At 57.3% G+C, this 25,109-nt stretch carries 26 protein-coding genes and 1 other RNA gene; 13 read left to right on the forward strand and 14 right to left on the reverse strand.

The genetic code is table 11. The annotated features are described in order from the left end of the window. The first annotated feature begins 119 nt into the window (after window positions 1–119). From NT179_11400 to NT179_11410, 3 genes are all read left to right on the forward strand, one after another. On the forward strand, window positions 120–1,085 hold the full coding sequence (locus tag NT179_11400) for an RluA family pseudouridine synthase (GenBank protein MCX5722613.1): 966 nt from the start codon (window positions 120–122) through the stop codon (window positions 1,083–1,085). 48 nt (window positions 1,086–1,133) lie between these two features. Then, window positions 1,134–1,556, forward strand: a complete 423-nt coding sequence (locus NT179_11405) for a hypothetical protein (protein ID MCX5722614.1) — start codon at window positions 1,134–1,136, stop codon at window positions 1,554–1,556. 313 nt (window positions 1,557–1,869) lie between these two features. Next, complete coding sequence (locus NT179_11410) at window positions 1,870–2,301, forward strand: GNAT family N-acetyltransferase (GenBank protein MCX5722615.1); 432 nt, start codon at window positions 1,870–1,872, stop codon at window positions 2,299–2,301. Between the two features lie 68 nt (window positions 2,302–2,369). Here NT179_11410 and NT179_11415 read toward each other — a convergent pair whose 3' ends face one another. From NT179_11415 to NT179_11425, 3 genes are all read right to left on the reverse strand, one after another. Beyond that, window positions 2,370–3,194 (reverse strand): metal ABC transporter permease, encoded by an 825-nt coding sequence (locus NT179_11415; GenBank protein ID MCX5722616.1) that lies wholly within the window; start codon window positions 3,192–3,194, stop codon window positions 2,370–2,372. Window positions 3,195–3,196: 2 nt separating this feature from the next. After that, window positions 3,197–3,982, reverse strand: coding sequence for a metal ABC transporter ATP-binding protein (locus NT179_11420; protein ID MCX5722617.1), 786 nt, complete (start codon window positions 3,980–3,982; stop codon window positions 3,197–3,199). A gap of 96 nt (window positions 3,983–4,078) precedes the next feature. Beyond that, entirely contained in the window at window positions 4,079–4,960 is an 882-nt protein-coding gene (locus NT179_11425; GenBank protein MCX5722618.1) for a metal ABC transporter substrate-binding protein, read from the reverse strand. A gap of 249 nt (window positions 4,961–5,209) precedes the next feature. Here NT179_11425 and rplI point away from each other — a divergent pair, with 249 nt between their 5' ends. The 6 genes from rplI (at window position 5,210) to lpxC (ending at window position 10,597) form a co-directional block, all read left to right on the forward strand. Further along, window positions 5,210–5,683: a 50S ribosomal protein L9 gene (rplI, locus tag NT179_11430; GenBank protein MCX5722619.1), complete on the forward strand. Its 474-nt coding sequence runs from the start codon at window positions 5,210–5,212 to the stop codon at window positions 5,681–5,683. A 16-nt stretch (window positions 5,684–5,699) separates the two neighbouring features. Beyond that, entirely contained in the window at window positions 5,700–6,962 is a 1,263-nt protein-coding gene (locus NT179_11435) for a serine hydroxymethyltransferase (protein MCX5722620.1), read from the forward strand. A gap of 30 nt (window positions 6,963–6,992) precedes the next feature. Beyond that, window positions 6,993–7,457: a transcriptional regulator NrdR gene (gene nrdR / locus NT179_11440; protein ID MCX5722621.1), complete on the forward strand. Its 465-nt coding sequence runs from the start codon at window positions 6,993–6,995 to the stop codon at window positions 7,455–7,457. A 99-nt stretch (window positions 7,458–7,556) separates the two neighbouring features. Then, the gene (locus tag NT179_11445) at window positions 7,557–8,666 is read left to right on the forward strand and encodes a sensor histidine kinase (protein MCX5722622.1); all 1,110 of its coding nucleotides are present in this window, start codon (window positions 7,557–7,559) and stop codon (window positions 8,664–8,666) included. After that, window positions 8,653–9,324, forward strand: a complete 672-nt coding sequence (locus NT179_11450; GenBank protein ID MCX5722623.1) for a response regulator transcription factor — start codon at window positions 8,653–8,655, stop codon at window positions 9,322–9,324. Before NT179_11445 ends, NT179_11450 begins: the two co-directional genes overlap by 14 nt. 337 nt (window positions 9,325–9,661) lie before the next feature. Continuing rightward, window positions 9,662–10,597, forward strand: a complete 936-nt coding sequence (lpxC, locus tag NT179_11455; protein MCX5722624.1) for a UDP-3-O-acyl-N-acetylglucosamine deacetylase — start codon at window positions 9,662–9,664, stop codon at window positions 10,595–10,597. 227 nt (window positions 10,598–10,824) lie between these two features. Here the strand turns inward: lpxC and NT179_11460 are convergent, their stop codons facing one another. Further along, complete coding sequence (locus tag NT179_11460; protein MCX5722625.1) at window positions 10,825–11,334, reverse strand: winged helix-turn-helix domain-containing protein; 510 nt, start codon at window positions 11,332–11,334, stop codon at window positions 10,825–10,827. Between the two features lie 265 nt (window positions 11,335–11,599). Here NT179_11460 and NT179_11465 point away from each other — a divergent pair, with 265 nt between their 5' ends. From NT179_11465 to NT179_11475, 3 genes are all read left to right on the forward strand, one after another. After that, on the forward strand, window positions 11,600–12,418 hold the full coding sequence (locus tag NT179_11465; GenBank protein ID MCX5722626.1) for an inositol monophosphatase family protein: 819 nt from the start codon (window positions 11,600–11,602) through the stop codon (window positions 12,416–12,418). Between the two features lie 123 nt (window positions 12,419–12,541). Beyond that, complete coding sequence (locus NT179_11470; GenBank protein MCX5722627.1) at window positions 12,542–12,826, forward strand: hypothetical protein; 285 nt, start codon at window positions 12,542–12,544, stop codon at window positions 12,824–12,826. A 28-nt stretch (window positions 12,827–12,854) separates the two neighbouring features. After that, the gene (locus NT179_11475) at window positions 12,855–13,187 is read left to right on the forward strand and encodes an arsenosugar biosynthesis-associated peroxidase-like protein (protein ID MCX5722628.1); all 333 of its coding nucleotides are present in this window, start codon (window positions 12,855–12,857) and stop codon (window positions 13,185–13,187) included. A 10-nt stretch (window positions 13,188–13,197) separates the two neighbouring features. Here the strand turns inward: NT179_11475 and NT179_11480 are convergent, their stop codons facing one another. Together NT179_11480 and NT179_11485 are read right to left on the reverse strand one after the other, a co-directional pair. Then, window positions 13,198–15,057 (reverse strand): RiPP maturation radical SAM C-methyltransferase, encoded by a 1,860-nt coding sequence (locus NT179_11480; protein MCX5722629.1) that lies wholly within the window; start codon window positions 15,055–15,057, stop codon window positions 13,198–13,200. Between the two features lie 33 nt (window positions 15,058–15,090). Next, window positions 15,091–15,441: a 4a-hydroxytetrahydrobiopterin dehydratase gene (locus NT179_11485; GenBank protein ID MCX5722630.1), complete on the reverse strand. Its 351-nt coding sequence runs from the start codon at window positions 15,439–15,441 to the stop codon at window positions 15,091–15,093. Between the two features lie 183 nt (window positions 15,442–15,624). On the opposite strand from NT179_11485, the gene NT179_11490 reads away from it, so the two are divergent. Continuing rightward, the gene (locus NT179_11490) at window positions 15,625–16,971 is read left to right on the forward strand and encodes an amino acid permease (GenBank protein MCX5722631.1); all 1,347 of its coding nucleotides are present in this window, start codon (window positions 15,625–15,627) and stop codon (window positions 16,969–16,971) included. A 628-nt stretch (window positions 16,972–17,599) separates the two neighbouring features. Here the strand turns inward: NT179_11490 and NT179_11495 are convergent. The 8 genes from NT179_11495 to NT179_11530 form a co-directional block, all read right to left on the reverse strand. Then, window positions 17,600–18,544: an SUMF1/EgtB/PvdO family nonheme iron enzyme gene (locus tag NT179_11495; GenBank protein MCX5722632.1), complete on the reverse strand. Its 945-nt coding sequence runs from the start codon at window positions 18,542–18,544 to the stop codon at window positions 17,600–17,602. A gap of 204 nt (window positions 18,545–18,748) precedes the next feature. After that, window positions 18,749–19,098, reverse strand: a transfer-messenger RNA (tmRNA) gene (gene ssrA, locus NT179_11500). A 258-nt stretch (window positions 19,099–19,356) separates the two neighbouring features. Then, complete coding sequence (locus NT179_11505; GenBank protein MCX5722633.1) at window positions 19,357–20,979, reverse strand: hypothetical protein; 1,623 nt, start codon at window positions 20,977–20,979, stop codon at window positions 19,357–19,359. Between the two features lies 1 nt (window position 20,980). Next, a complete protein-coding gene (locus NT179_11510) occupies window positions 20,981–21,862 on the reverse strand; it encodes an MBL fold metallo-hydrolase (protein ID MCX5722634.1) in 882 nt (293 codons plus the stop codon). A 28-nt stretch (window positions 21,863–21,890) separates the two neighbouring features. Then, window positions 21,891–22,280, reverse strand: a complete 390-nt coding sequence (locus NT179_11515; GenBank protein ID MCX5722635.1) for a RidA family protein — start codon at window positions 22,278–22,280, stop codon at window positions 21,891–21,893. 9 nt (window positions 22,281–22,289) lie between these two features. Beyond that, window positions 22,290–23,021 carry a glucose 1-dehydrogenase gene (locus NT179_11520; protein MCX5722636.1) on the reverse strand — a complete coding sequence of 244 codons (732 nt, stop codon included), beginning with the start codon at window positions 23,019–23,021 and terminating at the stop codon, window positions 22,290–22,292. A gap of 58 nt (window positions 23,022–23,079) precedes the next feature. Beyond that, window positions 23,080–23,685 (reverse strand): nitroreductase family protein, encoded by a 606-nt coding sequence (locus NT179_11525; protein MCX5722637.1) that lies wholly within the window; start codon window positions 23,683–23,685, stop codon window positions 23,080–23,082. 4 nt (window positions 23,686–23,689) lie between these two features. Beyond that, window positions 23,690–25,108 (reverse strand): efflux transporter outer membrane subunit, encoded by a 1,419-nt coding sequence (locus NT179_11530; GenBank protein ID MCX5722638.1) that lies wholly within the window; start codon window positions 25,106–25,108, stop codon window positions 23,690–23,692. Between the last annotated feature and the right edge of the window lies 1 nt (window position 25,109).

Genomic DNA, 25,109 nt, shown 5'->3' on the forward strand with positions numbered 1-25,109 from the left:
GCGGACAGTAGCTTTGCCCCAGCCAAAGACGAGGGAGCCGGATCGACAAGCCTCCAATTGCAATTGCGCCGCTCGCTACAGTAGCGTGGCCTCAACGAACTGGTGAGGGCAATGTATCTATGGTGACAGAGTTTGTCGTGACGGCCGGTGAGCAGCCCAAACGGTTGGATGTCTTTCTGGTCAATCGCGAGCCGAAATTATCGCGGTCGGCCCTACAACGGCTGATCGGGCAAGGGCGCGTGCGGATCAACGGTCAGGTCGTCAAGCCCAGCCAAAAGATCAAGCCAGGCGACAGCATTGCCTTCGACATTCCCAAAGCAGAGCCGCTCGACCTCAAAGGCGAGGCCATCCCCCTGGAAATCCTCTACGAGGACGATGTGTTGCTGCTCCTGAACAAACCATCCGGCTTGGTCGTCCATCCTGCGCCGGGCCATTGGGCCGGCACCCTGGTCAATGCTCTCCTCCACCATTTCCAAACCTCCGGCGGCACAGTGTCGACGATCGGGGGGAAAGAACGGCCTGGGCTGGTCCATCGGCTGGACAAGGACACCTCCGGGGTAATGGTGATCGCCAAGACCGATGAGGCCCATCGTGCCCTGTCCGCTCAATTCAAACATCACACGATCACCAGGGTCTACGAAGCGCTGATCTTAGGCGTGCCGAAAAAAGGTCATGGGTTGATCGATCTGGCCATCGGCCGTGATAAGAAAGAACGGAAAAAATTCTCCGCCCATACGGCGCGTCCCAAGGAATCCGTGACGGAATACAAGGTCGACCATCGCTTCGGCAAACTGGCAGCTCATGTGCTCTTGTATCCACGCACAGGCAGGACACACCAGCTCCGCGTCCACCTGACCTCTCTGGGCCATCCAATTCTGGGAGATCAGACCTATGGAGGAAAGAGAGTCTGCGACGTCGAAGGAGTCGAGATTCCCCGCGTGATGCTCCACGCTAGGACCCTGGGGTTCAAGCACCCCTCGACCGGTGAATTTCATGAATATACAAAAGCCCTCCCCTCCGATATGGAAGAGGTGTTTCAGGCGCTCGACGGACTTACGCCTCCTCCCGGCACGAAGAAATCTTGACAGGCCCCTCAACTTGGCGTAAGCAATGCCCCCTCGAAGGATGACTCTATGCAAACCGCCGATGTACTCGACGCCATAGGAGGCTTGGTTGCCCACTTGAAAGTGTATGCAGCCAAACTGCCGCCGATCGTTCACCTGTCGGCTGTGCCGACCGGGGTAAAGCCCAAGTTCGAAGCGGTCGAGGAGTACGAAGACATCGTCTCCCGGTTCCGGAGCCAGAGTGCCGGAACTGCCTACAAGGGCCTGAACGGATTATTTGTCGAATCGTTGGAAGCCTTCGAGGTCGGCCGACTCCTCGGCTCCGTCCAGCCTCTCCTCGCAGTACTCGACCATCTGGAGCGAATGCAGCGAGACAAGGAAATCGAAATCGGACGGATCGATGAAAAACGCACCGGCGAATATCGAGCGACGCTGAATAAAATTCTGCCGGGTAATAAGCCGGAACTGGACGGGGCAGGGCGGGGAATGTGATGAGAGTGCTGAGCTGGAAGTGCTGAGTTTGATCTCAACTCTAAACTCAGAACCCAGCACTCGCAAAGCGGTCAGTGGCCCATCTTGGGGCCGGCTGCGTTGGCCCCCTGCGAAACAAGCGCGAAGCGAACGACTGATCGGCAGTGAGGGCACGTGGCTCGAATGGTCGTCTCGTCGAGGAGTTCATACTGCTCCCCGGTGAGCCACATGAGCTGAAAACACTTGGGGCAGCTACGGACTTGCGTTGTCATAATGTTCCTCGTACACTCCGCGTGTTTTAAATTACTGTAGCCAGGAGATAATCTAGTACAAGATGCCCCCAACCCTCAAGCCCGCCATCACCTTCGCCGAGAAGAAAGACCTCGATCCTGCCAAGCTCGTCCGCCTCTACCAGCAAGCCCCTTGGGCCAAAGGACGGACCCTTGAAGACGCACGTGAAATGTTGCGTCACACCGATGTGGCCGTGACGGCCTGGGACGGTGACGTGCTGATCGGATTCGGGCGGGTCTTAACGGACTATGTCTACCGGGCGACCATCTGGGATGTCATCGTCGACAAGGCCTACCAGGGCCAGGGCGTCGGCGCTGATATCGTCCAGCGGATCCTTCACCACCCCCGCCTCAAGAAAGTCGAGCTCTTCTGGCTCTGCACCCGCATGCCAGGTTTTTACGAAAAGCTCGGTTTCAGTTCGAAGGAACAGACCGGGATGGTGTGGGCCAGATCCAAACAGGACCGCCAGGAATAGCTTCCTCTCTTCTAAGCTCTCTCGCTCTTCTCTGCCAATGAACCGCGCAAATCTTGCCGAATGGCTCTTTAGCTGCTGGCAAGGGTACGGCGTTGCCTCTTGGGGGACAGAAGCACCGCGACAAAAAAGAACAGCGTGGCAAGCAACACAATGGCAGGACCGGATGGGATATCCCAATACGAAGAGATCAGCACTCCCCCGACTGAGCAGGCAATGCCAATGCAGACCGAATACCAGGTCAACGTCGAGAGACTATGCGTCAGCTGGTAGGCGGTGGATGCGGGGATCAGGATCATCGCAAACACGAGGATCGCACCGACAGTCTTGAGTGAAATCACCACCGTAAGGGCGACCAGAGTCAGCAAGAGAAAAAATATCCTCCGGGCCGGCACTCCGGAAGCTTCGGCCATTTCCTGGTCGAAGGCGATGAAGTAGAGCTCTTTCGAAAAAAGCACGATCGCACCGATGACGACGATGCTCAATCCGGCAATCGTGCGGAGCTCCTCGCTGGTGACGGCCAGCACATTCCCAAACAAATAGCCGTAGACCTCGGCATTATAGGTCTTCATCAGACCAATGAAGAGAATCGCCAAGGCCATGGTCGCGGTATAGAGAATGCCAATGGAGACATCCAGTTTCATCCGGCCTTTTTCTTCCACCCATCCCGTGATCCAAACCGTAGCAAGACCGAAGAGAATAGCCATGAGCAGCGGCGGCCAGCCCATGAGATAACCCAGCGCGACTCCCGCAAATGCTGCATGGGCCGTGCCGGCCCCCATAAAGGCCAGCCCTCGCAGCACGACAAAGACCCCGATCGTCGAGCACAAGGCGCCAACAAGCGCGGCTGCCAGGAGAGAACGTTGAATAAAATCGTAGGCGAGCAGGTCAAGCATGGTCAGTGATGATGGTGGTGATAATCTTCAACGATAATGGTGTCCCGCTCCGTGATCACCAGATCTTTTCCATAGACCTGGCTAAGGATCTCCGGCTTCAGAACGTCAGCAGGAGGCCCAGCTGCATAGAGACGGGTCTTGAGGAGCACGAGCCGATCCACATGCAAGCGGATCATATTGATGTCATGGGTGATGAGCAAGACCGTGAGGCCCAACTCTTCATGGAGATGCCGCACCAATTCGACAACATTATGCTGCGTGGTGATATCCAGCCCCGTCGTCGGTTCGTCAAGCAGTAACACTTTGGGCTGCTGAGCCAAGGCTCGCGCGATAAAAACCCGCTGCTGTTGGCCTCCGGAGAGGTGGCCGAGCGCGCTGTCTCGATGGTCCTCCATCCCCACATGCGCCAACGCTTCCATCGCGATCTTGCGATCCTTCCCCGATGGCCGCGTAAACAGACCGAGGGCACCGTACCGTCCCATCATGACGGTTTCCAAAACGGTAACGGGAAAGTTACGATCGACCACGCCCTTCTGAGGGAGGTAGCCGATCTTGGCCCGATGGTGACAGCGCAGTTCGTCGCAGGCGCAATCGAAAATTCTCAGGTGGCCCTTCAGTGGCGCCATCAACCCGAGGACTGCGCGGCAGAGGGTCGTCTTTCCGGACCCGTTGGGCCCGATCACCCCCACGAACTCGCCCGATTGAATCTCGAGCGAAATATCCTCAAGCGCAATGACGCCGGGAAATCCGAAGGTCGCATGATCGAAATGTATGATAGGAGTCGACATAGTGAGAGGTCTGAGGGTCATCGCGTTCGAAAGTCTTCGCGTCTCCTCATGCTTCAAGACCGCGGCTGTATGACTGTGGGACGGTGCGACGTTCGACTAGAGTCCTTCCAGCGCCTGGGCCAATTGGAGCACATTATAACGAAGCATGTCGAGGTAGGTCTCCGTATGCGGAAGGCCTCCGGGAAGCGTGGTGAGCACCACGACTCGGGCGCCGGTCTCTTTCGCCAAGAGCTCGGGAATCCTTCGACTCAACTGCACTTCAGACACCACGACCTTGATCCGGTCTTTTTTGATGGCGGCGATCAAGCCATGCAGCTGGAGCGCCGATGGCTCACTGCCTGATTGGGGCTGAATCGTGCCGACGATCTGAAAGCCAAACCGTCTCGCGAAGTACGGCCAGGCCGGATGATGGGCGATAAAGCGCCGGTCGGCCACGCGCGCGACCCGCTCACTCAATTCCCCTCGCAGTTGGTCCAGCTTCCGAATGTAGGCAGCCTGGTTAGCCCGATACTCCGTCGCATGGGCCGGATCAACCGCAATGAGCGCGTCGGCGATGTGCTGCAGCATCACCATGGCATTCTCAGGATCCATCCAGATGTGAGGGTTGCCTCGTTCGCCCCCTTCACCGGCATGTTCTGTGTCCTGAAGCAGCGCGATGCCCTTAGAGGTCGTCACGACCAGGAGCGATGCACTGCCGGCATTCTTGACCAGCGAAGAGACCCAGACCTCGAGGCCGATACCGACTTCAAACAGCAGCCGGGCCTTCCGAACCGCGACTAAATCGCTCGGTTTCGGCGAATAGGTATGTTCGTTTTCATAGCCGCTTAGAAGGGACGTGACATGGACATGGGGGCCCCCGACCTGTTCGGTCAGATCCTTCAAGACGGGAATCGTCACCACGATATTGAGAGGCTCGGCCGGCGAGGCGGCAAGGACCAGAGGTGCGGTCAACAAACCGTAACTAAGAGCGATCGCCACACACACAAATCTGAAGTTCAGCATGGGCGAGGACGGTACCATCGGGTCCTCGGCATGTCAACGCAATGACCGGCAAGAACGGGACAAACCGACAGAACTCGCACTGGCCCTCACAAATGACCCCCATGGAGCGCGCGCCTCCTGAAACAGCCGTAATCGCTGCGAAAATGAAGACTCCACATTCGCGAATTGACTTTTTTCATCCCCACCAGTATGCTCACTCCCTTTCCAACAGAAGGAGTTAGGGGCATGAAAGTTATTCTGCAAGAGACGATGGAAGGGGTCGGCCATCTCGGCGATCTCATCGATGTAAAAAACGGATACGCACGCAATTTCCTGCTTCCGCGCAAAAAAGCGGTTCTGGCCGACAGTCGCAGCATCAAGGCGTTTGAGCATATCAAGCGCGTCGCCGGCGAACGGGCAAAGAAGGAAAAGTCGGAGATCGAAACCCACGCCAAAAGCATCTCAGCCGTGTCCATCACCATCCAGGCCCAAGTCGGCAAGGACGACAAGATGTTTGGGGCCGTCACGGTCAAGGACATTGCGGAAGCATTGGCGGAAAAAGGCTTTACGGTCGATCGGCGCAAGATCCAGCTGGACCAGCCGATCAAAGAGCTCGGCACCGTCACCGTCCCGATCAAGCTACCCCGGGACGTGACCGCAACCGTCGCAATCCATGTCGTGAAGAAGCAAGAAGCTGAAGCGGCCCCCGCCGAGGCCTAAGAGGAAACGAGCTGTGATGAAAGACGCGGTCGGTTCTTTAGACGCACTCAAGGCCACAGACCCGGATGTCTATGCCGCGATTGCCGCAGAGGAAGAGCGGCAGCGCGACAAGCTGCTGCTGATCGCCTCGGAGAACTTTGCCAGCCCCGCCGTCTTGGCCGCGCAAGGCTCCCTCATGACCAATAAGTACGCCGAAGGGTACCCGGGGAAGCGGTACTACGGCGGCTGTCAGCATGTGGACATAGTCGAGGATCTGGCCATCCAGCGGTGCAAGCAGATTTTCGGCGCGGATCATGTGAACGTGCAGCCGCACTCGGGCTCGCAAGCCAACATGGCCGCCTACTTCTCCGTGCTCAAGGCCGGCGATACCATCTTGGGCATGGACCTCGCCCAAGGCGGCCATCTCACGCACGGCAGCAAGGTCAACTTTTCAGGGATCCTGTTTCGCGCCTTCTCCTACGGCGTGGACCGCGAGACCGAGACCATCAACTATGACGCCGTGCAAAAGCTAGCGGAAGAATGCCGGCCCCGCATGCTCGTCGTGGGCGCCAGCGCCTATGCCCGCACCCTCGACTTCCCGCGGTTTCAGCAGATCGCCAAATCAGTCGGCGCCTATCTCATGGTCGATATCGCCCACATCGCCGGCCTGATCGCTGCGGGCCTCCACCCCAATCCTGTTCCCTATGCCGACTTTGTCACCACGACCACGCACAAAACCCTGCGCGGCCCGCGCGGTGGCGTCGTCATGTGCAAGGCGGAGCATGCCAAAGCCGTCGACAAGTTCATCTTCCCGGGCATGCAAGGCGGCCCCTTGATGCATGTGATCGCGGCCAAGGCCGTGGCCTTCAAGGAAGCCCTCTCACCGTCTTTCACGCGGTACCAGCAGCAGGTCATCGCCAATGCGAAGGTGCTGGCCCAGGGACTCCTCGACCGTGGCTACAAAATTGTGTCGGGCGGCACGGATACGCATCTCATGCTGGTGAACCTGACGAACAAAGGCATCACAGGCAAAGAAGCGGACGCAGCCCTGGATGCCGCCGGCATTATCGTCAATAAAAATGCCGTCCCCTACGACGAGAAGCCGCCGGCCGTGGCCAGCGGCATCAGACTGGGAACGCCCATCGTCTCGACCCGTGGCATGCGCGAAGCCGAGATGAAAGAGATTGTGGATTTGCTCGACCAGGTCCTGCAGCATCGGCAAGATCCCGCGATGCTCGAGAAGGTCCGCGCGCAAGCCAAAGCTCTTTGCAATCGCTTCCCGATCTTTCATACCTACTAACCCGCGTCAGATGGGACAGGATCACCGCCTGTGAAATGTCCGTTCTGCGATGAACTCGAAGATAAGGTCGTCGACTCGCGTATGGCGAAGGAAGGCGAGGTCATTCGCCGTCGCCGCGAATGTCTCGGCTGCAAGCGCCGCTACACCACCTACGAACGCGTCGAGGAAATCCTCCCCGTCGTGGTGAAAAAGGACGGACGCCGGGAATCCTTCGACCGCTCCAAGATTCTTGCCGGTCTCAAAAAAGCCTGCGAAAAACGCCCCATCAGCACCGCCACGATCGAAACCGTAACGGATCGCATCGAAAAGCGCATTCAGGAAATGGGCGAAACGGAAATCGAAAGCCGGATCGTGGGCGAAGAGCTGATGAAAGAGCTCCATCAGCTGGATCAAGTCGCTTATGTTCGCTTTGCGTCGGTCTACCGCGAATTCAAAGACATTGACCAGTTCATGGACGAGCTGAGAACGTTGGCCCAGCAACGCCGAGACCGGTGAGGCCGCGGGACCAGCCCTCTCCCCCCTCGTCCTCTCTCGACCCTTCCATGCTCAGCCTGTCAACGACATGGTACAATCTTTCAGCCAGTAGGCGTCACGATGCCGACAACCAAGACCAAACCTTCCAGACGACCACGTAAAGCTCGGGCGCCCAGCGGCACGCATGTGGCGATCATCGGCGCCGGCCGCGGCGGTACGGCGCTGATCGAAATCTTTGCGTCAGACCCGCTCGTGCAAATCGTAGGCGTGGCCGAAGTCCAGAAAAATGCCCCTGGCATCGCCCTGGCAAAGCGGCTCGGCATTCCCGTGACCCGCGATTACCGCAAACTCCTGGATCTCGAGCGCGTGGATCTCATTATCGACGTATCGGGCGATGCCAAGGTCTGGCAACTGCTCCAAGACTTTCACCGCATGGGCGTCACAATCATCGGCGGAGCCAGCGCCAAGTTCATGTGGGAACTCATCGGAGCCCGCATCCGCGCGACGGCAGAGATCGAGAAGACTTTAAATAAATACCAATCGCTCTATCGACTCTACGTCAAGGAAACCAGTGTGGCAGTCACGGAGGAACGGACCCGCATCGCCTGCGAAATGCACGACGGCCTCGTGCAGAGTTTGGCCGGCGTGAACTTCAAGCTGGACCTGAGCCAGCAATTGATTCGAAAAGATCCGAAAGCCAGCCTGGCCACTTTGCGCGAAAGCAAAGCCCAGCTCAAACTGGCTATTCAGGAGGCGCGGCAGGTCATTTTCAATCTCCGTCCTCTCCACTACGACAAGATGGAGCTGCTCCCGGCCCTCACGAACTATCTCACCTCGTACGAGACGCAGTATCACATCAAGACGCAATTCCGCGTATCCGGCGATGAGCAGATCCTCTTCCCTCGCACCAAGATTTTCCTGTTTCGCATTGTGCAAGAAGCCCTCAGCAACGTGGAGCGGCACGCGAAGGCGACCCGGGTCACCGTGGGCCTGGACATCGACCCTGAACGCCTCCGGGTCACCATCGGGGACAACGGCGTGGGGTTCGACATGGACACCGTCCTGCGCGATCCTGACAAATGGGACCACTTCGGGATTCGCGGCATCCTGGAGCGGGCGCGACTCGTCGGCGGCGAAGGCAAGATCGAATCGAAAAAAGGGCGTGGCACGACCATCGTCGTTGACGTCCCGCTCGTAAAAAAGGAGACGATACTCGATGGAGAAGATTAAGGTGCTCATCGCGGACGACCATCGCGTCGTGCGCGAAGGACTGGCCGCCATCCTCAAGACGAAAGACGACATCCTCATCGTGGGCGAAGCCCAGGATGGCATGGAGGCCGTTGAAAAAGTGAAGACATTGGTCCCCGACGTGGTGCTGATGGACGTGAGCATGCCCAGGATGGGCGGGGTCGAAGCAACCAGACAGATCAAGCGCGAGTTCCCCCACATCGGGATCGTAGCTTTGACCATGTATGACGAGCAGCAATATATCTTCGACTTGGTGCGCGCCGGCGCCACCGGCTATCTCTTAAAAGACTCCGAATCTTCTCAGATCGTCGCCGCCATTCGGGCAATCTACAAAGGCGAATCATTGATCCATCCTTCTGTGGCGAGCAAGATTCTGGCTGAGTTTTCCTTAATGTCTCAAAAAAAGGGAAAGAAGCCTGGATGGGTCGAGCACGACCTGACGGAACGGGAGATCACAGTCCTTCGTTTGGTCGCGGACGGGAAGACCAACAAAGAGATCGCCAATAACTTGGATTTAAGCGAAAAGACCGTCAAAAACCACGTGCGGAATATCTTCCATAAGCTCCAAGTCTACGATCGCACTCAGGCCGCCATTTTGGCAATTCGGAAAGGACTTATCGAACTGGATCCCAGGCCCTAGTTCTTTGGGGCGCCCTGGTACGTTCCTATGGGACAAGCCGCACATCCTCCCTTCGGGACCGACTGAGCACCGCCTCTTCCAGGCAGCCACCTCCGCGATCGCCCACGCCACACATCGATGGTCCATCCCGACTGTCCATCGCTATCGTGATAAAGAGCCACAGTAGTAAGTTGCTCTCAACCTACAAAACACATATGTATTTTTTTTACAACACTGCTGCCCCACGCTGACGATTCATAATTATTATGTATAATCAACATGTTATGGTTATTTTTCGAGTCGATATATTTTGGCACATGAATTGCTAATACCACTGTGTGAATTATTGAGGTGATCTGTGCGGCTTCAGCAAACGTTAGCAAATCCGGTGAGTTGTACGGGAACTGGGCTCCATTCCGGAGAGCCGGTTACTCTCACGCTCAGGCCTGCCCCGGTCAATACCGGCGTAGTCTTCGTCAACAGAAAGAGTGCGAATGGAGCCTCTCTCGCGGCCTCCATCGAGCATCTTGTGGCGACCGAGCTCTGCACCGCCATCAGTGGCAATGGATTTCAGGTCAAGACGATCGAGCATATACTGGCGGCCTTGGCTGGACTCGGCATCGACAACGTCTATGTGGACGTTAATGCCGGTGAGGCGCCCGTCATGGACGGCAGCTCGGCGCATTTCGTTCGCTTGATCCAATCAGCAGGAATTGTCGCGCAGAATCGCCGGCAGCCCTATCTGAAAATTACCCGGCCTCTCGAAGTGATCGATGGAAACCGTCGCGTCCGCATTGAGCCCTCTGCGACAACTAAAGTCACCTATTCCATCCACTACAACCACCCGTTGATCCAGACTCAGACCTACACCTACGAACACTCGGCTCAGGCGTTTGAGCGTGAAATTGCGGATGCCAGAACCTTCGGCTTCTTGCAGGAAGTGGAAGCGCTATGGGCGCGCGGGCTCGGCCAGGGCGGCAACCTGGACAATACCATCGTCCTTTCTCATGACGGAATTCTCAACGAATCAGGCCTTCGCTTCCCCAATGAATTCGTCCGGCACAAGATCCTGGATCTGATCGGAGACTTTTCGCTGCTCGGCCTGCCCTTTATCGGACACATCATCGCCGAGCGTTCCGGCCATGCGATCCATACTCGCCTCGTTCAGCAGATTCTCAACCACCCCGATAGCTGGGTATTGCTCAACGCCGACGAAACCGTTGCCGCGTCTGAGCCACGTTCAGCCATGACCGCACCTCGATCCGCATCGATGGTGGCACTCCAAGCCTCGTAATACTCAACCGCTGATATCACAATCTACTGGGGGTCTTGCCTGAGAGGCGGGATGCTTTGTGGCGTGCGGGTAACCGTGAGATATGATTTAACGTCGGGAGCAAGTGGCCTTGCTCCCGACGCTAGAATCGAGGCGGGGACTACTTCTTCTTCTTCTTTGCTGCTTTCTTCGTCGCCAAGACTCTCACCCCCCTTCGAGTATTTTGAGGTATGACTGACTCAGACACACTACACTGCGTGAATCAATGCTTCTTCCAATGCTTCAAACGTATTCGGACCGACTTTCTTAAACCGCTTATCCCGCTTCAAGGAAGTGGCCACTGATGTCAGCGGCGTCTTCCCCTTGATCTGGAGGCCCCCCTCGACCAATCGCTGCACAAGCTCTTTTGCGTGCATCGCGCGATTCGCCTCGCGGAGCATTTCGTATGCGGCTTCCGCCACGCTTTTCCCCGAATACTTGCTCCGCCCCATGAGGATCTCCCTCGACTGGTCGGTGACATCCGTATTCGGTCGCTGGCGACCGCCTTTTTCATCTGAGTAGAATTGACTGGAAAGGCTGGCAAGCTTGGCTTTGTCAGCTTCGACGCGATAGAGCGTTTCTGCCAACTCCAAATATTTTTTGATCGTAGCGATTTCGTCATCCAAACGACGACGCTTCTTTTCGAGCTCTTGCAGCCGGTTCTTGTAAGCGCTGATACGCTGTTCAAGACCGACCAATATGTCGGTAAGTTCTTCCACGAAATTGCCCCCAGGTGAAGCATGCTTGCTTTATAGCATTGCTTGCAAAGCAAGTCAATAGATAAAGTTATAATTGCTGCTTGCATAGAATTATAGCTTTAATGCCTATCCATGCTTGCACATAACACTCTGATCTGGACCTCAAGAGTGAGAAGAAAGTCTATTCGCTCGTGGCTGCAGCTGCCGCCGATGCTGTTCTTAGCGGACCGTCACAATATTTTCGCGCGATAATACAAAATACGACCTCATGCTATGATGGCCTCTCATGCCCCAACCCTACGATCAGGACATCCCCCTCGAAACAGTCCTCGCGGTTGCCATTGACGCGGCCCGCCAGGCCGGAGCCGTCCTCGCTGACTGTACGCGCAGCGGGTTTCGCATTGAACATAAAGAGCTCATCAACCTGGTCACCGACGCAGACCACCAAGCGGAGCAACGCATCATTGACGTCATCCATAAGGCCTTCCCGGCCCATCCGGTCCTGGCAGAGGAACGGGGCCTGACCAAGCAATCTCCCTCCCGCTACAAATGGATCATCGACCCGCTCGACGGCACGACGAACTTCGCCCACGGATTCCCCGCCTACTGCGTCTCCATCGGCGTGGAATGTGACGGACGAGGGATTATCGGGGTGGTCTACGACCCGACCAGGGACGAACTCTTCAGCGCGCAACTCGGTCATGGCGCCCATTTAAATGGAGCTCCCATTTCCGTGTCCTCAACTGATCATCTCGATCACGCGCTCCTGGTCACAGGATTTGGGTACGACATTCGCGAGAACCCAAACAATAATCTGAATCATTTCGCCCGATTCGCCTTGAAGGTGCAGGGATTGCGACGAACCGGAACGGCGGCCCTGGACCTCTGCTATGTCGCAGCCGGCCGCTTCGATGGATTCTGGGAGGTGAAACTGAACCCCTGGGACATGGCGGCGGGAGTCGTCATTCTCCGCGAGGCCGGCGGTAAGGTCACGGACTTCACAGGCACCACTCACTCCATCTACGGGCAAGAATTAGTCGCGAGTAACGGATCCATCCATCAGGCCATGATCGACGTCCTCCGAGAAGACGTCATTCCCGAATAACCCACGCTCCCGCCGCACCAAGCCAACCAACCGTCTCGACCAGCCACAGGAGCCTACTGGCAGATATACAGACAGAATGACGATGCGGTATGATTCCCGCTCAAGAGGAAGGAGACTCGCGACATGGCACGTTCAACGCCTCCATCGGGACAATCAAACGGGAATCCCCCCCCAGCCCCAGGGACCGAATCGCATAACAGAGACGTAGAATTGCTGCGGGTCCTTGTGAGCCGCAAGGGAACACAGGTCGATGCCCAATGGGCGATTCATCCCCAACTGAAACAGGATCTGCTCCCGCAAGAATGGCAAGAGGTCACAGACCTCATGGCCAAAGTGACCGCGATCGTCGGCACAAAATTTTCTCAGGTCCTCGCGCAAGCAGACCCGGAACCACCCAGCAACGCATAGAGACGAGGGCGAGAGTAAGGAGCTGTCTATGGAGAGCTACTATCATCCGCACGATCTGGGCAAGTTCGCCGAGATGGGCAAGGGGAACCAAGGCCTCTGGGATAAATTCATGGCCTACTACAACGCCGTCTTCGCCGAAGGGGCGCTGACGGAGCGAGAGAAATCCCTCATCGCCCTCGCCGTCGCCCATGCAGTCCAATGCCCCTACTGCATCGATGCCTACACCCAGGCCTCCCTTGAAAAGGGCTCGAACCTCGAAGAAATGACGGAAGCCGTCCATGTCGCCTGCGCCATCCGAGGCGGCTCCTCGCTCGCGCACGGAGTCCAGATGAGGAACGTCGCAGAGAAACTATCGATGTGAATGTGCGCTGCTAGAGGTAGGTGTTTTCGGGAATAGCCAACGTGAAATACTTGCCACGCTCTTCGTAGAGAATTCGTGCGGCCGTTAAAGCAAAGAGCGCCTGATCGATTTCTTCATCGCTGCTCCCGCCCTTGTCCGGCCGCTGCGCCAGCAGAGAGCGAATCTGATCCGTACTCTTGGCCGCCTCGCTACAGACCTCGATAATCCCCGCTGCAGGCCAATCATAACGCATCCTGATCGGGGCCCTGGGATTCCGGCCATCGTAGACCGTGACATAGTCGATCGCCTTCGAGTAGTAGAGGAACGGCCGATCGCTCGAACCGGCCAGTCTCTGCCATTCCTGCACCAGGTCAACCAACTCCTGATAGACTTCTTGATCCACGTTCCAATTATCCAGCTCATATTCGAAATCATAGGCGATCTTTTTCAGATCCACCTGCCGCGCATCATAGACATATTCGTACGCAGTCCCGGGACCGGTGATGCAAACACCATATTCATGGGGCTTGGTGTAATAGGGGCTGAACCGCTCCAGCCAGAACTTCCCGGTCGACTCAGGTGGCTGGAGATGGAATAACGAGGGCAGCAGATCGATCTGCCGGCGGTAGTCCTCGTTCGTTTCACCGGGAAATCCGAGCAGGATATTCCAGGACACCGTGACATGGTAGTAGAAGCTCCACTTGAGGCAGATAATATTCTGCATCGGGGTGACGCCCTTGTCCATCGCCTGCAACTGATTGGCGCTCAGGCTCTCCAGACCCGGCTGCATGCACTTCACGCCCCCGACCGCGAGCGTGCGAATCTGGCTCTTCTGCAAGTTGCTCTTGGTTTCGATGAACAGGTCGAGATCGCAATGGTCCTCCGCAAACCGGCCGAAGAGGTTCTCCACATATTTCATATCGATGATATTGTCCACCAGGCGAAAGCGCGCCGTATCATACCGGCTGGAGAGGTAAGCCATTTCACGGGCCACTTGTTCGGACGACTTGGCCCGAAACTTCATGCTCTGCGCATTCAAGCCGCAAAACGTGCAGTGATGTTTTTCTCCCCACCAACAGCCCCGCGAACCTTCGTAGAGGAGAATCCGATCGAGCCCCTGCGCCGCTTCGCCCAATTCAGCTAGTAGATGATAGTAATCGTCATAGTCCGGCGGACCGGTCTTCGCAAAATCTGAGAAGAGGGCATGGTTCGGAGTGAAGGCGGGTGTCACTCCCTCTCGATAGGCCACGCCATTGGGCACAGTCCCGGACTTTCCCGAGAGGAGATAGCGAACCAATTCAGGGAAGACTTCTTCGCCTTCGCCCACGACCACATGATCGATGAAGGGAAAGGCCCGGAAATATTCCAGCCCCATCTCGCCGTCGTAATTCGCGCCCCCAAACACGATCGTTACTTCGGGATAGAGATCCTTGATGAGTTTCGCCATCGTCAGGCTCGCGACGTTTTGATCAAAGGTCGAGGTGAACCCGACGATTTTATACTGACCCCAATCAATGGAGGTCAGGGCTCCGGTCAAGAACTGCGGCGCGGTCCTCGTCGCCATGTCTTCGAAGAAAGAAACCGACTGGCCGCTGGCCTTGGCCACTTGTTCAAAGACCGGCTTGAACAGACGGGGATACTCAGCGCGCTTAGGATTGTCGCGGAACAGGAGGTAGGAAAAAATCCATTCGCCGAACAGCGCCCGCTTCTCGCAGATCATTTCGTAGAGGGGCACGCCGATCTTGTGGGCAAAGCGCACATTCAGATGGTGGCAATCGACGGAGATCCCCTTCGACTTGAGCAGGGCGGATAATGTGCCCAGTTGAATCGAGGGATACTTCGAATAGCTGAACGGCATATTGACGAGCGCCACCTGGGCCTGGTCACTCATCTGTTGTCTCGTGACATCATAGAAGACTCGTGACTAACTGGCTGCGGCTCGGAATGGCTCGAACGCCCGGTCGGCTTTCGCCGCGAGATAAAAATCGCTCTCTGTCAGGCCATCGATCTTGTGGGTCCAAATTTCAACCCTGCACTTCCCCCAGGCCAGATAGAGATCCGGATGGTGGCCTTCCGCTTCTGCCACAGCGCCAATCTTATTCACATAGGCCAGGGCCTGAGAAAAATCCTTGAACGTATACAAACGCTCAAGATGGCCCGCTTGATTCAGCGACCACCCTTGCCCCAATTCCTTCAGCAACGTCTGCGCGCGATCAACCGTGACTGGTGGCACACCGCCGCGGCAGGGAATACATGTGTTGTCAGCAAGGCTCATAGCGCCACCTCCGGATAGGGGAATCACCGTTGCGGGCCGATCCGATATGAAGCCGTATTCTAAAGGGGCTTCGAGAGGAAGGGCAAGGTGGGGAAACAAGGCCACCACGAAGCTATTGGCCTCGCTTCCCAGACATCGCTCAGTATGGTAGGGAAGGACGGAACACGATGCCATGAGCAATCCATGATCAACGAAGCGGAACAGAAACCCTCCACAGCGAAGATCGGCTGGTTCACAGCCTCCTGTGTGCTCGTGAGCAACATCATCGGTGGAGGCATCTTCACCACGACGGGCTTCATGGCGCGGGACTTGGGCGATCCAACGCTAATTCTGTTCTTGTGGTTCGTCGGAGCGCTCTTTGCTCTCGGTGGCGCCATGGTCTACGGAGAGCTGGGGGCTGCGCTGCCTCATGCAGGAGGAGATTACCTCTACTTACGGGAGGCCTATGGACCGCTGGTCGCCTTTCTCAGTGGCTGGACCTCCTTCACCATCGGATTCGGCGCAGCCCTGGCTGCATCAGCCGTGAGCTTTGCCTCCTATGCCCTGCGTATCGTTCCCCTCGCTGACGAGAGCGGTTGGTTGGGAAGGGGACTCGCCCTCAGCCTCCTCTGGGTTGTCACATTGGTACATTGCGGAGGACTCGGAACAGGCGGACGTATGCAGCGGTTACTCACGACCACCAAGGTCCTCGCCATCTGTTGCTTCATTCTCGGCGGTCTGTTGTATGGATCAGGGCAGTGGATGCATCTCACAACTCCAGCCCCTGCATCGCACCCCTCGCTCGGGGCCGCTGCCATCTCCCTTCTGTTCGTGATGTACAGTTACCTGGGCTGGAATGTGGCGAGCTATATCGCAGGAGAGATTGCCGACCCGCAACGATCGTTACCCAAAATTATGGTCGGGGGAACCATCTCTGTGGCCGGGCTCTATCTACTGCTGAACATCGTCTATCTCTATGCTCTGCCAATCGGGAGCTTAGCCCAAGACCCGCTCCTGCCGGTTGCGGAGAAAGCGGCGGCGGCCCTGTGGGGAACTGGAAGCGCGAGGTTCGTCGCGGCGCTACTCTGCCTCGCCATCGCCGGAGCCGTCAGCGCAATGGTCTGGGCCGGGCCCCGCGTCTACTGGGCGATGGCCCATGACGGGGTCATCAGCCCCTGGCTGGCCCAGCTCCATGCAAAGAGCGGCGTGCCGGTTCGCGCGATCCTGCTCCAAAGTACCTGGGCCTCCCTCCTGATTCTGAGCGGAACCTTTGAGCAGCTGATCGTCTACAGCAGTCTCGTACTGTCCCTCTTCATGGCCCTGACCCTCTCAACCGTTTTTCACCTTCACCGCAACCAAGCCGGCACCATACCTCGCTACCAAGCCCCGCTCTATCCCTTCCTACCAGCCATCTTGATCGCGGGATCCCTCGCAATCGTGATCTATAGCCTGCTCCAACGGCCGGCTGAATCGCTCTTCGGCGCCGCAACGGTCTTGAGCGGCATCCCTTTCTATATCCTCTGGCGTCGATCACACGGGCCGGCACCATAGCCCAAAGACAATCGCAGGGGAAAAATAATAGAGGAGATGGGATGGAATTTACCCGGGCAGATAAGGCACGGGCGACCCTGCACTACGGTGGGAGGTCGCCCGTGTCTGGCGCTTAGGACGCCAGGCTTCTGTGTAATTGTCGCGGCCCATGAAAAACTAAGACCCGCGCGACCACGAAAAGACTGAGTATCTGATCGTAAGAGAACAACGTCACTACCGGCACCTCTGTGCCAGCGCCAGCATCAAGTTCTCCATCCTGAAATTGCTGTTCTGGTGTCTATGGTGCCTTACGGCACAGCCAGTGGAGAGCCGGCTAGCGCAAACGATCAGATACCTACCCTCGAGTCGGCGGGCCTGCCTGATCCGGTGGAGTCAAATCATCCATCGCTACCCTCCTTTCATAAGAAAGTTGGCAGGGAACCCGTTAACAGCCGCGCGATCTGTCCGGTTCCCTCGTCGAGTGAATGAATGGGCCGTAAGTTCTACTTACGCCCATTAGAAAATCCTGTCAACGGGAGAAATAATTTTCCTGAAATAATTCTCGCAGCATAAAGCATACCCTCTAATCTTGGAGCGGCGAGACCCCTTCCTTCATCACGCAACCACAAGAAAAAGTGGAAGAAGAACACTACGGAAGTTTAGGGGCATCTTCCGCGCAGCGAAATCCAACGTTGGGATCATGTTCCGTGGGATCGCCTTTTGTCCGAAAGGAGGATCGGAGCCGATAGGAATTATTGATATAGGAGCCGCCCCGCTGCACCTTCGCCGTACCCTCGACCGGTCCGCGCGGATTGATGGCAGGGTTTTTCGTGTAGAACTGTTCGTCATACCAGTCCGTCACCCATTCATACAGGTTGCCAGCCAGATCGTGAACGCCATAAGGGCTTTTCCCTTTATCGCGATTGCCGATAGGCGCAACCATATCGGCCCCTTCCTTCAAGCCAAAAACTGCATGGGCCGCAGTCGGCTGATCGTTCCCCCAGGGATAAACCCTTCCGTCCGTTCCACGAGCGGCTTTCTCCCACTCCGCTTCGGTCGGCAACCGCTTCCCGGCCCAGAGACAATAGCCAAACGCTTCCATCCAATTCACCCAGCGAACCGGACGATCCGAGCGGACAACCGGCGTTTCCTTGTCCGCAAAGCCCCAAGGCGGTTCACTCTGAATCGCTTCGACAAACTTCGCAAACCGGCCATTCGTCACTTCAAACTTGTCCATATAAAAACTGTCGAGAAAGACTCGATGAACCGGCTGTTCATCGTCATCGCCCTTGTCGCTCCCCATCGTGAACTCACCGGCGGGAACCAACATCATGGGAACGCCGTCTTTCCCGGTGATCTCAGCAGGGGGTTGAACACCGGCAGGCTTCGGCGCAGCGCCAACACCGGAGGGAGGATGTACCTTCCCGATGGGCTTCGACTCAGCCTCTGACGCATGTGGTTTGGATAAAGCTGGAACCGGCACCGATTCCGGCTTCACCGGGAGAGGCTCATTCGCCAGAGAGAGACCACCGGTGAGCCCTATCGATGCCAATAGGACAATCACCATCCCGCACATCATGATCCGAACCAGCATCCATCGCCTCATGTGATGAGAGTACCGAAAATAGCGAGGACAATCCAGGGGAGATCTGTGGCGCGAATAACCTGCCTTCGCCATGGAGCAATGAGCGTAGGAGAAGAAAGAAGAGGGTTTGATCCGGCGCCTTCCTTCACGATCACTCGTCAAGGAGGCGCCGGTACAGAAGAACAACCTGCGCGGGGATGCGCAGGTGCGGTTTGGTGGAGGCGCCGGGAGTTGAACCCGGGTCCGAAGACCTTCAGCACAACGAATCTACATGTTTAGCCGATCGTTTTAATTTCGCAGCCACCCACGCCCACCGGCTAGCTTAGACTGGCCACTAGCCCAGTATTGTCTCGTCCTCAGCCGCTGAGCACCAGCTTTGGACCAGCCCGCTGTATCGCGCTCCGACCACCCCCGCGGGCCTCAGGTGGAGGAACGTCGCAGTTATTTAAGCTGCGAGTGCAAATTCTTGGTTTGCAGTTACATTTTCCCGGAGGATTTACGAGACCCCGAGAGCTCGACATGCATCGCTGACCTTAGTATCCCCGTCGATTCCGGTCGCCCCCTTTCATTCAGTCGGATATTGAAAAAGGCCCATCTTGAGCCCTTGCTGCATTTAGGTAGTCATCATACAGCACAGGTCAAGGGGACGCCAGAACCCATTGTTATTGGCCAGTTGAGAGAATGCCGTACAGAAACGCAGGATGGTCAAAAGCGTCGTTCGACAAGACCGCAGCGAGTGAAGGCCCGATGCGTACCCGGAGGGTACGTTGAGGGCCTGAACGATGCGAGAACGCAGTTGGCGGCGCTTTTCACCATCCTGCTCACGCGCTTTTGAAGCGGCTTACACGGGCAAACAAAATCGCGGCGAAGGGGAGAGCGAAACCTAGCAGAAGTTGCAGAATGAGCAGGTCACCCAGATGGCCATAATCGGCCGGCACTTGTAGGGCACCCGTCTGATCACGTACCTCGCGGGTGATGACATGGATTTGATTGAGATATTTGGTGCCAAGCTGGCTCAAAGACAGAGCCAGGTTCGTAAACGAGGCCATCACGGCAAAATACGTTGCCTTGAGATGGGCCGGTGCGGAATTGGCAATCCAGGCCAACATCGGAATCATCGCGATCTGTCCGAGCGGTGATTCCAGCGCCGTGTTAACCAGCGCAATAAAACGGGCATCGACCAGACCGCCCGTCAGCGCAGATGTCCATTGGTGCAGCCCGTAATACATGCTGACGATGGGTACCGTGAGCAGAACACCGGTGACCGTGAGAAATCCCACCACATAGGTGATCGATCGTTCCGCCATGAATCGGCGAAAGATGAACATACCGGCCAGCGTCAGCATGCTACCGATCAGCGACAGCACGGACATAAAATGCTGATCGAATTTGAGTTGATCGATCATCCACCAGGTGACGCCTTCTCCCGGTCCTGGAACGGCGCGAAAGACAAAAATCACGATGGCGGTCCCGAGCAACACATGGCGGGCATCTGGCGCCAGCTCCCTCGTCAAGCGCAGGACCAGAAACGACACAATACCGAACGACCCGAGAAAAACAATTTCCTCATTGTAGGGAACGTCGCTGAAACCGACTGTGAGGGTAAAGAGGACGAACAGGAGGCTCCCGCCAAGTATCCACCAGTTCGGTTTCGTCGGCTCACCATGCTCGTCGAATAATGACCGGACCTCCTCCCTGGTCATCCCTTGGCGGAGGAGCCGGCGTTTGTCGCGGAGCGAAATCAATGCCGCGGTCAGGACGCCCAGGACCGAAACGGCAGGAATGGCCAAGGCCATGAGATACACATTGCGATAAATCTGCGCGATCGATTCCTGAGGCAGGCCTTCTACTCCGGTAAAAAGATAGAGGTTGATCAGCGCCACGAGGATGCTGCCGCCGACCACCGCGACCCGCCCCAGCGTCTGCATCGTGGTATGCATGAGCTTGCGCGTGGCCTCATCAAATGGGCGGCCCTGCTCGTCCACTCGCGGTACTGCCTCGACCGTCATTGCATCCGCAACCGTATCTTGAATCACATAGCCGATCGGCGCGAGCAGCACGCTGATCACATACCAGGCCTCAGCCGGCAAGATGGCGGTCATCGCCTCACGGCTGCCGATCAGTCCGACCATAATCAAGAGACTCGTCGCGATCAAGCCTGCCCCGAGGGAGACCAGCCAGCCCTTCCAGCGCCAGATCAAATCCACCAGATGGCCGATCGGCATCTTGAGCGCCCAGGGAATGCCGGCCCAGAAGGCCAGAGCGGCGAGAAAGGAAGCGGAGAGTCCGAGATAATCCTTGACGAAAAAGGTGCCGACAATCCCGGTCAATCCGGAGATACCGGCCGCGACGTAGACCATGAGAGGAGGCAGATAGGATAACCGCATCTCACGGCCCAGCTCGAACACATTGCGATCGATCCAACTGGCAAGGCGCATCAACATACTAGGACGACATTCTGGCTGGCTGGCGACGCTCGATCAACGTCTGCAATTGCGATTGCATCGCCTCAGCCGATAAACACACCCGATCCCCATGTCCGGCCAAGACCCATTCAAACCGGTAATTCAGAAGCTTAAGCAGGGAGTCCAGCAACACGCGTTTCCTCCAGACCAGCTGGCTCGGAGCACGTAACATCTGCTGTTTCGAATCCCACCAGAGATGATCTCCGGTGAACAAGAATCTATTCTTATACAGCAGGGCCATACTGCCGGCCGTGTGGCCCGGCACAGGAATGATCTGAAATTGTGGCAGGACCTGGCTACTATCCACGTCTTCGATAATCCATTCTGCGCCAGGGGCCGCCTCCAGATCCGCGCGATGAATGATCCGCTTCGCGCCGAAGTGCGCCGCATACTTCTCCACTTCGGCCACGTCATCTTTATGGGTCAGAAAGATGTAGGACAGGCCGCCCTTCCGCTCGAAGGCCTCGACCAGATGTTTGAGGTAGCGAGGTGAATCGATGAGCCAGTTTCCGTCCGGATGTTCGAGAAAGAAACTATTCGCACCAAATGACTTCTCGGAATTAAATCCACAGTAATAGACCCCGTCTTCCAGATAGAGCGGGAAGCTGGCCATGGCCTCCTGCATCCGTCCCGGCTCGCTCCGCTCTGTCCCGATCGAACCGACCGGACAGGCCAGGAGTGCTTGATAGGCTTGATGAAGAGGGCCCTCGCCAATCGGCTGGCTGGTGACCGCGGAGAAATCGCCGACTTCCTCGAAGGCCGCCGGCGCCAACTGCCGGCAGGTGTCGCAATTGATGCAAGTCGCATCGACATAAAAGTTGCCTGCGACATTGGAATCGAGTCGTTTCTTCTGATCGGCCATACACAACCTCTGTGCCTGTGCGCTGGTTCTATCCCTGACTCATAATCGCGTCTGCTTCGATCTCGACCAACATGTCCGGATCGATCAAACGCTTCACCTCGACCATCGTCGTCGCAGGCCTGATCGCACCGAAGACTTCGCCATGGGCCCGGCCGACTTCCTGCCATTGATCGATATTCGCCATATAAATTCTGGTCCGCACCACATCGGCGAGCGAGGCGCCGGCTTGCTGCAAGGCTGCTTCGATCGTCTTAAAGGTCTGAATCGTCTGGGCATAGGGATCGCCCTTGCCGACGAGACCGGATCCCGTCATCGCCGTCGAACCGGATACGGAAATATGGGCTCCGACTCGCACCGCCCGTGAATAGCCGATCTTGCCTTCCCAAGGACCACCAGTCGAAATATTCTGCCGCCCCATCTGCTCCTCCTACATCACAATGCCGCCGCCGGCGTGGATATTCTGACCCGTCAACCAACGGGCTTCTTCACTGACGATGAAGGCCACCACATCGGCAATATCTTTCGGTGCGCCAAGCCGCTTGAATGGCGACAGCTCGATGGCGATCTGCCGCAACGGCTCCGTCACCCGGCCGGTGTCGGTAAAACCTGGCGACACCGTATTGACCGTGATGTTGCGTGACGCCAGCTCTTGGGCGAGACCCTTCGTATATTGTTCGAGTGCCGCCTTGCTCCCGAGATGCGCGGTCGCACCGGGAAGATTCATATGCGTAGCATCGGTGGAAATGTTCACGATACGCCCGCCCTCTTTCATCACCTTGCCCGCCTCCTGCATCGCAAAGTAGGGCCCCTTAGCGTTCAAGGCGATGATCTGATCAAAGTCCGCCTCCGTGGTTTCCGCGAGAAGCTTGGGCATAAATTTCCCGGCATTGTTCACGAGAATATCCAGTCGCCCGAATTGCTTCACCGTTTCAATGACGAGACGGCGCGTCTCCGCCACCTGGCTCATGTCAGCTTGAACGGCGATGGCCTTTCCGCCCTTCCCCTGAATGCCCGTCACCACTTGCTTGGCCTGCTCCTCACTGGCGCCGTAATTCACCACCACAATCGCTCCATCTTCGGCCAACCGCTCGGCAATCGCTCGGCCAATCCCGCTCGACGATCCGGTGACGATCGCAACTTTTCCACTGAGTGACGCCATAATATGTCCTGTCCCTTTCCACTTCGTGATCGACTCTGCCCTTGAACTTCGATGCGATTCATCCCTGCCGAAAAAGGGAGGACGGCAACTTCCAGGTTGCCGAGTACACCAACTCCGTGAGGGGCTTGCGGACTGGCAATGGAGGTTCCTGCGCCCGTAGGCGATCCGACTGTAGGGCCGGATCGCCTGGATACCCGACCGCAATCATAACCACCGGCTCATAGCCGTCCGGAATCCGACAGTTTTCCCGCGCCTGATCGATTCGAAAGCCCGCCATCTGGCGCGCAACCAGCCCGAGCGCCGTAGCCTGAACCACGAGATTTTCCACCGCCATACCCGTGTCATGGAGCGCATGAGCGTTCGGGGAGCCATCCTCGAACTGCAGTTGCGCCACGGATAACATCAGCACCGGCGCCCGGTAGGCCGATTTCTGATTGCCCATGACCAAACAGTGGAACAGACGTTCGTACTCGGCTGTCTCATCTTTCGTGGCGACTAGAAATCGCCAGGGCTGCCCATTATCCAATGAAGGAGCCCAGCGCGCCGCCTCGAAAAGGCTCCGCAGTTTCTCCGGCTCGATCGGTCGATCGTCAAACGCGCGAGGACTCCAACGCTGACGCAACAAGTCATGAATCGGGTAGGGATTATCTGTCTGATTGTCCATCGCCTTACGAACCTTTGCGCCGGTCTATCGGGTGATCCATGTCGGGAGACCACCCACCACCGAGCGCCTTATAGAGTTGCACCACCGAGACCAGATGCAGACGGCGCGTGCCGGTCAAAGACAATTCCGCCTCGAAGAGATTGCGCCGCGCCACGAGCACATCCAAATAATTCGCCAGCCCGCCCTTATAGCGAAGCTCCGCCAGCCTGAGCGCCGACTGCAAGGCTGTGACCTGCTGCTGCTGCGCGTCGTGTTGCACCAACAGCGTGCGCACGGCCACGAGCGAATCCTCGACTTCACGGAACGCGGTCAACACCGTCTGTTCGTACTGCGCCACCGCCTGCCTCGCTTGCGCCTCTGCCGCTTCCTGCTGAAACCCCAACGCCGGCCCATTCAACAAAGGCGCGGTGACTCCCGCCCCTGCCACCCCGAAGGAAGCGGGGTCGGTGAAGAGTTTCGACAGTTGCGGACTGGCCACCCCGAGCAGCCCCGTGAGTGAAATCTTGGGGAACCGCTCGGCCTTGGCCACGCCGACGCGGGCCGTCGCCGCCACCAACTCTTGTTCCGCCTGAAGCAGATCAGGCCTCCGCTGCAACAGTTCCGAGGGCAGCCCAGCCGGCACGGCAGGCGGCATCACCTGGTCGGTGAGTGCGCGGCCCCTTGGAATCGCAAAGGGCTTACGCCCCAACAGGATGCTCAATTGATTTTCCGCCTGGACCATTTGCCGTTCAAGCTCCGCGGTACGGGCCGCGGCATTCGCTCGTTCCGCTTCGAACTGATCCGTATCGAGACGTGAGGTCATGCCCTGCTTCAATCTGGCCCTGGCGATACGGACCGACTCCTCCCAAGACTGGAGCGTCCGCCTCGCGATGTCCAGCTGCGCATCGAACTGGAGCAGGTTGAAGTAACTCTCTGCCACGCCGCTCACCAACTGCAACACGACGGCGCGACGATTCTCTTCCTTCGAGAGAAGGTCCGCGCGAGCGGCTTCGTTCGAGCGCCTCACGCGGCCCCAGAGGTCCAGCTCCCAGGCCAAATTGCCCTGCAGATAATAGTTGAAGGGGTTCGCAAATCCTGGAAAGAGAAAAATGGTCTTGCGGCCCAGGGCCGGGGCATTGCCCGAGGCAGAAACCCCCGGCAGAAAATCAGATTTGGCGATGGCCGCGCGGGCTTGAAACTCGTCGACAACGGCCGCGGCACGCTGCAGATCCCTGTTCTCCTCCAGCGCGATACGCACCAGCTGTTGCAACGGCTCGTCCCGCAAGAGTTCCCACCAGGGCAGATTCGCGATCGAGGGAGCGTCCTGATGCGATTCCGCCATCCGAAAGGTTTCGGCTCCCTCCGTCTTAGGTCGTTCGTAGTCCGGCCCCATCACGCAGGACATCAGCAAACAGGAGAGTCCGATGACAACAGGCTTGCGCATA

The sequence above is a fragment of the Nitrospirota bacterium genome, assembly GCA_026387665.1.
In the GTDB taxonomy this organism is placed as follows: Bacteria; Nitrospirota; Nitrospiria; order Nitrospirales; family Nitrospiraceae; genus Palsa-1315.